The organism is Paraburkholderia sp. SIMBA_027 (genome assembly GCF_046535315.1).
Classification (GTDB): Bacteria; Pseudomonadota; Gammaproteobacteria; order Burkholderiales; family Burkholderiaceae; genus Paraburkholderia; species Paraburkholderia tropica.
On the sequence record NZ_JAWRWY010001624.1, the window covers coordinates 1 to 235 of the forward strand.

At 61.7% G+C, this 235-nt stretch carries 1 pseudogene; it reads right to left on the reverse strand.

Features of this window, described 5'->3' with window-relative positions:
• Positions 1–235: pseudogene (locus SB764_RS44680) on the reverse strand (nitrite/sulfite reductase); the annotation flags it as partial.

Sequence of the window (235 nt, forward strand, 5' to 3'; positions counted from 1 at the left end):
GATGATTTCGCCGATCGAGGTGTGCTCGTCGCCCGATCCGCCAAGGGTGATCTGATAGAGTTCGGCACCCTTCTTTTCCACGCCCAGCAGGCCGATATGGCCGACATGGTGGTGGCCGCAGGCATTGATGCATCCCGAAATCTTGATCTTCAGCTCGCCGATCTCGGCCTGACGCTCGGCATCGCCGAAGCGGCGTGAGATTTCCTGCGCCAGCGGGATCGAGCGCGCATTGGCG